General features: G+C 44.1%; 9 protein-coding genes and 1 pseudogene. 5 read left to right on the top strand and 5 right to left on the bottom strand.

Annotation, left to right across the window (positions count from 1 at the left end; translation table 11 throughout):
- Window positions 1-13: 13 nt before the first annotated feature.
- From rfbC to AEA42_RS00375, 3 genes are all read right to left on the bottom strand, one after another.
- On the bottom strand, window positions 14-556 hold the full coding sequence (rfbC, locus tag AEA42_RS00365; RefSeq protein ID WP_037428279.1) for a dTDP-4-dehydrorhamnose 3,5-epimerase: 543 nt from the start codon (window positions 554-556) through the stop codon (window positions 14-16).
- Window positions 543-1,433, bottom strand: a complete 891-nt coding sequence (gene rfbA / locus AEA42_RS00370) for a glucose-1-phosphate thymidylyltransferase RfbA (protein ID WP_055646646.1) — start codon at window positions 1,431-1,433, stop codon at window positions 543-545. The genes rfbC and rfbA overlap by 14 nt, the downstream gene beginning before the upstream one ends.
- A gap of 143 nt (window positions 1,434-1,576) precedes the next feature.
- On the bottom strand, window positions 1,577-2,938 hold the full coding sequence (locus AEA42_RS00375) for a GAF domain-containing sensor histidine kinase (RefSeq protein ID WP_055646647.1): 1,362 nt from the start codon (window positions 2,936-2,938) through the stop codon (window positions 1,577-1,579).
- A gap of 390 nt (window positions 2,939-3,328) precedes the next feature.
- On the opposite strand from AEA42_RS00375, the gene AEA42_RS00380 reads away from it, so the two are divergent.
- Together AEA42_RS00380 and AEA42_RS00385 are read left to right on the top strand one after the other, a co-directional pair.
- A complete protein-coding gene (locus tag AEA42_RS00380) occupies window positions 3,329-3,775 on the top strand; it encodes a copper resistance protein NlpE (RefSeq protein ID WP_037420570.1) in 447 nt (148 codons plus the stop codon).
- A 134-nt stretch (window positions 3,776-3,909) separates the two neighbouring features.
- Entirely contained in the window at window positions 3,910-4,677 is a 768-nt protein-coding gene (locus AEA42_RS00385) for a HutD family protein (RefSeq protein WP_055646648.1), read from the top strand.
- Between the two features lie 113 nt (window positions 4,678-4,790).
- Here AEA42_RS00385 and rfbB read toward each other — a convergent pair whose 3' ends face one another.
- A complete protein-coding gene (gene rfbB, locus AEA42_RS00390) occupies window positions 4,791-5,810 on the bottom strand; it encodes a dTDP-glucose 4,6-dehydratase (protein ID WP_055646649.1) in 1,020 nt (339 codons plus the stop codon).
- A 540-nt stretch (window positions 5,811-6,350) separates the two neighbouring features.
- Here rfbB and AEA42_RS00395 point away from each other — a divergent pair.
- From AEA42_RS00395 to AEA42_RS00405, 3 genes are read left to right on the top strand one after another with little or no spacing between them, the layout of a single operon-like run.
- Entirely contained in the window at window positions 6,351-6,656 is a 306-nt protein-coding gene (locus tag AEA42_RS00395) for a cyclic-phosphate processing receiver domain-containing protein (protein ID WP_197278408.1), read from the top strand.
- Window positions 6,653-7,066: a hypothetical protein gene (locus AEA42_RS00400; protein ID WP_055646650.1), complete on the top strand. Its 414-nt coding sequence runs from the start codon at window positions 6,653-6,655 to the stop codon at window positions 7,064-7,066. The genes AEA42_RS00395 and AEA42_RS00400 overlap by 4 nt, the downstream gene beginning before the upstream one ends.
- Before the next feature lie 8 nt (window positions 7,067-7,074).
- Complete coding sequence (locus tag AEA42_RS00405) at window positions 7,075-7,674, top strand: metallophosphoesterase (protein WP_037428265.1); 600 nt, start codon at window positions 7,075-7,077, stop codon at window positions 7,672-7,674.
- Window positions 7,675-7,919: 245 nt separating this feature from the next.
- Here AEA42_RS00405 and AEA42_RS00410 read toward each other — a convergent pair.
- A pseudogene (locus tag AEA42_RS00410) lies at window positions 7,920-8,191 on the bottom strand (IS5/IS1182 family transposase); the annotation flags it as partial.

An 8,191-nucleotide genomic window follows, 5' to 3' on the forward strand; every position in this document is an offset into this window, starting at 1 on the left:
CCGCCGTTAGCGTTTAGACGCTAACGGCGGCATTGGCATCTCTTGCGGAAAGAATGGGTGTGTTATTTAACAGTGGCCACTCAATCGTAAACTCGGCACTATTCCAAGCAAGTACATATTCATCATCCGGCGCATAATAATCGCTGCAACGATACAACACATCTGCATACTCACTTAACACATAAAACCCGTGGGCAAACCCTGGGGGGATCCACATTTGCAAATGATTATCCGCAGAAAGAATCCTGCCAACCCATTTGCCATAGGTCGCGGATTGTGGCCGAATATCGACGGCAACATCAAAAATACTGCCAGCACACACTCGGACTAATTTGCCCTGCGGATATTGTTGCTGGTAATGCAATCCACGCAATACATGCTGCTGCGAGCGACTATAGTTATCTTGCACTAACGCTGGCGCTTCAAATCCGCGACTCAGCAAGCACTCAGTAAAATACGCTTGCCGAAAGGTTTCCATAAAAAAGCCACGCTCATCGCCAAATACCTTAGGTTCAAAGACTAGTACTTCAGCCAGCTCGGTTTCAACGCACTTCATTAAACACCTGTTTATGTAATAAGCCTAAAAGATACTCACCGTAGCCACTTTTAAGTAAAGGTTGAGCTAAGGCAGCTAGCTGCGAGGCATTAATCCAGCCACAATGGAATGCCACTTCCTCCGGGCAATTCACTTTCAAGCCCTGTCGTTTCTCAATAGCGGCAATAAATTGGGTCGCTTCAGCCATCGCATCGGGCGTGCCTGTATCTAGCCAAGCGGTCCCCCGCCCCATGATTTCAACCTGCAACTCCCCAAGCAGCAGATACTGATTGATCACATCCACAATTTCTAGCTCACCTCGCGCAGAGGGAGCAACCGTTTTAGCCAGTTGACTGGCTCTATGATCAAAGAAATATAAACCGGGAATGGCATAGGAAGACCGTGCTGCGCGCGGTTTCTCTTCAATGGAAATGGCTTTACCATTAGCATCAAACTCAACGACGCCATAAGCATTAGGATTCGCCACATGATAGCCAAATACGGTGGCGCCAACGGCTAACTGGGTCGCCTTTTGTAAGTTTGTGTTAAGTTGCTGGCCATAAAATAAGTTATCGCCAAGAATTAACGCACAGGAGTGGCCAGCAAGAAAGGGTTCAGCGATGATAAGGGCCTCAGCTAATCCCCTTGGTGAAGGCTGTACAGCATATTCAAGCTGGATCCCCCAACGCTGACCATTACCCAGTAATGCCTTAAAAAGTGGCAAATCATTAGGAGTACAAATAATCAAAATGTCTCTAATGCCCGTCTGCATCAGAGTCACCAATGGGTAATAGATCATTGGCTTATCGTAGATAGGCAATAATTGCTTACACACAACCTGCGTCATCGGATAAAGGCGAGAGCCTGTACCACCCGCCAATAGAATGCCTTTTCTCATTGATATATCGAGGATTAGTGGATTGAATTAAGGCACAGATAGTAGCATATAAATACAAGCTAAGCGCAGCGCGGCCAATGGCTTACGAGAAAAGGCAGAACGTTGCTATGCGACTTCTAGGCTTATAGGTTCTAGATTCCGCTTTATTTCTCAGGAAGTTGTATGTCGACTTTTACGCCTTGGTTAGGCGAAGAGGTCAGAATAATACTGCCATGGAGCTTTTGGGTAACCAAATTGTAGATAATTGACATTCCTAAGCCTGTGCCGCCATCTTTGCGAGCGGTGGTAAAAAAAGGCTCAAAGGCTTTCATCTTGACCTCATCAGTCATGCCGACACCATTATCTTGATAACTCATGAAAACGTTCGAGCCTTGCTGTTCAACTCGGATAGTAATTTGTTTATCACCAGCAAAATTGTCAGGAAACCCATGTCGAAAGCTATTGGCAACTAGATTGGTAAAAATTTGCGCAATTGCCCCAGGGTAAGACTCGATGAAAATTTGGTCATCAAGGTCAACGGTTAAGGTGATATTCTTCTTACGCATTAATGGCCTTAATGAGCTAAAAATCTGGAAAAGATAAGTCTTTAAATTAAATCGCTCACGTTCAAGTACCGACTGATCCGCCGCGGTCCGCTTAAAGTTATGGACTAACTCCGCTGCTCGCGCCAAATTTCGCTCTATCAGTCCCAAACCATCTTGCATCGTATTGATAAAGTTTAAAAACTTATCTTCGTCGAGTTCATTTTGCTCAAATGTACTTTTTAACAATGCGACCTCATCTAAACAATGAGTTACTGAGGTCACTGCAATCCCCAAAGGCGTATTGACCTCATGGGCAACCCCTGCCACTAAACTCCCTAAGGCCGCCATTTTCTCATTTTCAATCAAATGATGTTGTGTTGAACGTAAATCCGCCAATGCGGTTTCCAATTCTTGAGTTCTTAATTCAACTTGCGCTTCCAAATCCGCATTAATGGCTTTTAATTGCTGCTGATAATCTAAAATTTCCCTTGCACTCATTGCCCGACCAAATAAATCGGCCAAAGCGGAAGCAAAGGCTTTTTCATCGCGGGTCCATTCTCTTGGCTCACCTTGATGTTCAGAACAAATAATGCCCACCATCTTACCGCGATGACGGATAGGGCTATCTAATATGGAGGTAATACCATTAGGCACTAAGTAAACCTTTACAAACTCATGGGTTGCTCTATCGGTTTGAGCCTGATTAGCCACTATTGCTCTTTCATTATCTAATAAACTGAAATAATAAGGATAATCAGCACGCGTTAAGACAAAAGCTTCTTGTCTTTGCATATTATCGAGCAGGTAAAAGCAGTGCATACTTTGATGATCTTCAGTCCATAACCAAATACTGGCACGGCTGATGTTTAAGCCTTGGCACACTGAAGCAACAATGAGTTGCGATGCCTCAGCTAAATCGCCACCGTCAATAATTGAAGAGCGACTCACGTCAAATAAAATCCTATCTAACATCCGCGTCATAATGATGGAGTTCTCCGCGTGGCTTCGCCAGACATTGAAATCTGACAATAGCTTCAGTAGCCAATGCTTATGCAAGAGTCTTAAGTACTAACCTTAAAGTGATAGTCTTTAGTATAGATTCTATCTGCAAACTCACTAGGTAGATTACTCTACAGAATAGCATTTCAGCGCTTCTCGTTCCCCCTGCTCAACTGCGATAGCACCATATTATCGGATTTAACACTATAGCAATGAAGCCGTAAGCGCCGCTGAAATTAAGCGCCCAAATGCCATATCGAGCATAGCCTTAATGCCTTTAATATGACCCCATACCATAGTAAATAAGTTTGGTGCCATCGTAGATGGCGGTTATCATCCCTAATATCAATAAATCAGAGGCTTGAGATGAATATGCAACGTCCACTCTTTACTATCGCCTTAGTCGCAATCATGGCAACCGCTTGCAGCGATCCGCAACATGCAACAGATCAAAACTCCACAGCCAATACAGAAACTCAAAAGACCATCCCCCTTGGCGATACCAGCCAAAATGCACTCGATTGGCCAGGCATGTATGAAGGTGTTTTACCCTGTGCGAGTTGCGAAGGTATTCAAACCACGCTAACGCTACTGGCAGATAACAGCTTTGAATTAAAAAGTATTTATTTGGGCAAAGATGAGAGCATCTTCAAGGTGGCAGGAAAATTTGACTGGGATGGCAAGGGCTCAAAAATTACTTTATCCGATGGCAGTAAATACCTCGTCGGTGAAAACCAGCTATTTATGCTAGATAACGAAGGCAACCGGATCAGCGGCGAACTGGCTGAGCACTATATATTGAAAAAGAAAGGGATGTAGAAAAGAGCATTCCAGCGTCACAGTGAGAAGTTGAGTGCTCCACCCAGCTAGAAAGCTGTGATTCTAGAGCAAGCTTGTCAGCGTCCTAGATTCTCACATCGGTGGTCACTCAAAATGAAAAGAGTTACTAAGACATGAACCCAGATATCCAAATTATCCGCTATCAAGACTGTGAATCGAGTTTATGGAAAAACGGCGGCGGTAGTACTAAACAACTGCTGATATGGCCAAAGGGGGCAGACCTCAGCAACTTTGATTTTAGGATCAGCATCGCCACCATTTCGAGCAACGGTCCCTTCTCACCATTTCCTGGCATCGATAGACAGTTGTGTATCTTGGAAGGCGAAGGCGTAAAGCTAATGATGTCTGACAATGCGGCTAAATCAAGCGAGTTAGTACTCCGCCCAAACCAACCTGCATTTTGTTTTAGCGGCGAAACTCAGATTGAAAGCCAACTCTTAGATAAACAAATTATCGACTTTAATGTGATGATCAAACGCGGCAAGTATCGCGCGCATATTGAGCGGCTGGAGTTGAATGGCTCGTTAAACCTTACGTCCTATGAAACCAGCCATGACGATAAGGTTTATCAAACAAAAAAACTGTACAACAACGAGTTGCAACAATGGCTACTTTGCCTTGAACCAATGTGCTTAGTTTATCAAGATCAAATGATCCAACTTAAGCGTTACGACATGGTGCAATACCCACAAGTCCAAAATTCAGCAGCACAATCGCCAGAAATACGGCTCTTAGAAGTAATAACTCCCGAAGCAAACCGTTCAAACAAGGGACAATCAACAATTAAGCAAACCAAAGCAGACAACCAGCATCCACTAAACCATACACAAAGCCAGGTGCTGCGTATCGTTATAGAATGCATAAAAGGATCTAGGTTCTAGAGCCACGAAGTGGCGTTCTAAAAGCCGTAGGCCGTCCTAGCAGTTGCGAAGCAACGCCCTAGATTCTAGACATGATGTTCGAGGATGAACTTGCGCACGCACTAAGCACTCGCTTAAAGATGTTGCTGGTTTATAATCCACTCCACCGTCTTTCTGAGACCTGACTCAAAAGACTCTTGCGCTCTCCAACCTAATTCACGTTGAATTTTACTGGCATCAATAGCATAGCGTACATCATGGCCAGGCCGGTCAACGACATACTGAATTAAATCAGCAAACCCCGCACTACCCTTTGCAAGAGATTGCGGATGAGTAGGCACTAACTCCTCTAATAAGGCGCAAATTTGCCGCACAACCGTCAAATTAGTTTGCTCACAGGAACCACCAATATTATAGGTTTGCCCAAGCTCCCCCTGAGTCGCAACTAAATAGAGCGCCTTAACGTGATCATCCACATACAACCAATCACGCACTTGCTGACCATTACCATAAATTGGCAACGGTTTACCCTGTAACGCATTGGTGACCATTAGGGGAATGAGCTTTTCAGGGTATTGAAAAGGGCCATAGTTATTGGAGCAGTTGGTCATCACTATCGGTAAAGCATAAGTTCGATGCCAAGCACGAACCAAATGATCCGCTGAAGCTTTACTTGCTGAATAAGGCGAGCTCGGATCATAAGCTGAGGTTTCACTAAACAATCCAGTTTCGGTCAGTGAACCAAAAACCTCATCGGTAGAAACATGATGAAATCTAAATAACCCTTTTCGCGTATCCGCTAATTGCTGCCAATATCGGCGCGAAGCTTCTAACAACGTATAGGTGCCCACAATGTTGGTTTGGATAAATGCAGCGGGTCCTTCAATTGAGCGATCAACATGACTTTCAGCCGCTAAATGCATTACCACATCGGGCTGATGAGCCTGAAAGACTTGCTCTAATGTCGCTCCATCACAAATATCCGCCTGTATGAAATGATAGCGCTCACTATCGGCAATAGCCGCTAAAGCCTCAGGATGACAGGCATAGGTTAACTTATCGACATTGATCACGATGCACATCGTTTGCTCAATCAGCATTCGCACTAATGCCGATCCAATAAACCCTGCACCACCGGTAATGAGTATTCGCATATCGCCTATCCCAAAGTAAAAGGTTAGAAAAATAAAAGGCCCGAAAGTATACAACTTTACCAGCAGAGCGACGTGACCTTTTTAAGTATGAGGAGCTAGAGAAATACAAGCTGTGCAGGGCGAAGCGAACACTTAGGCGAATGCGCACAATAGCTTGTGCCATTGATTAACGATAAACACCACGCTTAAGGAGTTAACGATTCAGGCATTGTTCTGAAGCGGGTCTGGGCTAGTACATTTACGTTAGTCGATAATTCACCTTTGACAACGGGGTATCAGTTGTTAATGGTTCACACTCTTGCGACATATATCCGGCATCTGTTGCGCCCTAATGAGATCCAAATTGACATCTTATCCTCCTTGGCATCCACATGACCTCGAAGGCCACTTACACCGAAAATTTTATAGTCTCGCTTAAGCATACCCTTCCCGTTAGCAAAACTGCTTGGCTATGAACAATAGAAATAGACAAACGACATTACTTGTCATTTTCGTGAGTACACTATGTTCATTAATGAGAATGAACGATGAAAACTGTACATGATGAAAATATTTTTGGATGATGAACGACTCGCACCTACTGGCTGGCTACAAGTTCGATGGCCAGATGAGGTTATCTCCTATTTAGCCAAAGGCATGGTAACCGATATTAGTCTAGATCATGATTTAGGAGATGATGCTAGAGGTACTGGCTACGATGTGCTGCTTTGGATTGAGCAAGCTATTGTTGATACAGGCTTTAAGCCTCCGAAAATTAATGTACATACGAGTAATCCTGCAGCAAGAATAAGAATGCTTGCTGCAGTAGAACAGATCAACCGCTTAGCTGAAATGAAATCACAATGACTGCACCTACAGTTGCACCTTTACTTTTATTGTCCGGCGATCCATTTCATCTGCTTGGCCAACTTTCAGCCTTTCATAGGCTGAAGCTAATTTGTCGGCTCAAACAAATCCTACCAACTCACGTTGGTCGAACTGTCTCGAGTCATGCTGGCATCCCCGTGATCGCAGCAGATTTTGAATTGCGGATCATCGCAGAGGCATATAATTGCTTTGAGAATTTTGATGTTGAAATCTATTTGACGTTTCAGAGAGATCGCGATGCTTGGATGCATTATCAACAGAAGGCTAACGAAATGATTAAGTTAGGCCATTCGGTGTTAGTAACGGCTGAAGTCTATAGCCACATTGACGGCTCGATATGTTTGTATGATCCACTACTCACACCAACCGATATGCCTTTTATTCAATAGGACTGACAATGAAACTGCTCCATGTTTCCGATCTGCATTTCAACCAAGTTCAAATGCTATGGGTTACCGACAATGCATCCGAAGCTGACGTTGTTTGTCTAACAGGTGACTTCATTGATAGTCGATACAACTGCCCTACACCAATCGATGAGCAAGTGGCCGTTATCTCATGCTGGTTAAAACAGTTCAATCGTCCTATTTTTGTATGCTCGGGCAATCATGACCAATTAGGTGATGAACTCAATTCAACCTGGTTAAGGGAAATTGAGGGGATCTACGCAGATCAGGCTATAGCCTCAATCAATGGGGTGATATTCGGCAGCGCGTCATATGGTACATCTGACTTCACACCATTTTCTCGATGCAATGTACTGCTTCACCACGAGCCGCCTTCAGGGCTTAGTGTCGCGAAGCAATCGGGGAGAGATTTTGGCTCAAGGGACCTAACAACGGCAATTAAATCAGGCACCTTGTCTCTTGCATGGTTACTGACAGGTCACGTTCATCAACCAGAGAAATGCGCCTCCAAATTTCGCGGGTGCAGCATTTCAAATCCTGGAGCCAACAGTAAGAGTGAAGTCCCTAATCATCATTGGATCCGTATTTAAGCGTGCCTCAATGCTCAGAAGTACGTACAAAACTGTTCCATTAAAAAACAATATATAACTCCACATTGCGATTAAAAATCATGACATCTTAGGAGAAGTTATTTTGAGTAAACCAGAGATTGACCCAAACCATATTGTCGTTTTTACTGGAGCAGGAATATCAGCGGATCAGCTAGCGACATTTACTGATGGCTTTGTTTCCTAAATCGATTCAGCGAACAAAGCCCCTCATAATCGTCTAAATATCAAACTACACGGTAAGTTACAGGCATGCCTAGCCCTGTAAGCTTGTTCAAAGCCTTTATCATCGCGTAAGTTTCTCCCACCTGACCGTTATAATTTCGCAGGCTCAATCTACCACCAAGTAATTGCTTTACCCTGTACATGGCAGTTTCTGAGATTGACCGCCGATGATAACCATACCGTTTTTTCCACTGCTTATTTGAACCATAAAGCTGTTGCCAACTGACCGCTAAGTTACGCGGATGTCCGTGTTCCCAGAGTGCAGCACCGTCCC

The sequence above is a fragment of the Shewanella sp. Sh95 genome (assembly GCF_001308045.1).
Classification (GTDB): Bacteria; Pseudomonadota; Gammaproteobacteria; order Enterobacterales; family Shewanellaceae; genus Shewanella; species Shewanella xiamenensis.

Coding starts and splice junctions, on each gene's coding strand:
- rfbC (WP_037428279.1), bottom strand. CDS start 556: ATGAAGTGCGTTGAAACCGAGCTGGCTGAAGTACTAGTCTTTGAACCT.
- rfbA (WP_055646646.1), bottom strand. CDS start 1,433: ATGAGAAAAGGCATTCTATTGGCGGGTGGTACAGGCTCTCGCCTTTAT.
- AEA42_RS00375 (WP_055646647.1), bottom strand. CDS start 2,938: ATGACGCGGATGTTAGATAGGATTTTATTTGACGTGAGTCGCTCTTCA.
- AEA42_RS00380 (WP_037420570.1), top strand. CDS start 3,329: ATGCAACGTCCACTCTTTACTATCGCCTTAGTCGCAATCATGGCAACC.
- AEA42_RS00385 (WP_055646648.1), top strand. CDS start 3,910: ATGAACCCAGATATCCAAATTATCCGCTATCAAGACTGTGAATCGAGT.
- rfbB (WP_055646649.1), bottom strand. CDS start 5,810: ATGCGAATACTCATTACCGGTGGTGCAGGGTTTATTGGATCGGCATTA.
- AEA42_RS00395 (WP_197278408.1), top strand. CDS start 6,351: ATGATGAAAATATTTTTGGATGATGAACGACTCGCACCTACTGGCTGG.
- AEA42_RS00400 (WP_055646650.1), top strand. CDS start 6,653: ATGACTGCACCTACAGTTGCACCTTTACTTTTATTGTCCGGCGATCCA.
- AEA42_RS00405 (WP_037428265.1), top strand. CDS start 7,075: ATGAAACTGCTCCATGTTTCCGATCTGCATTTCAACCAAGTTCAAATG.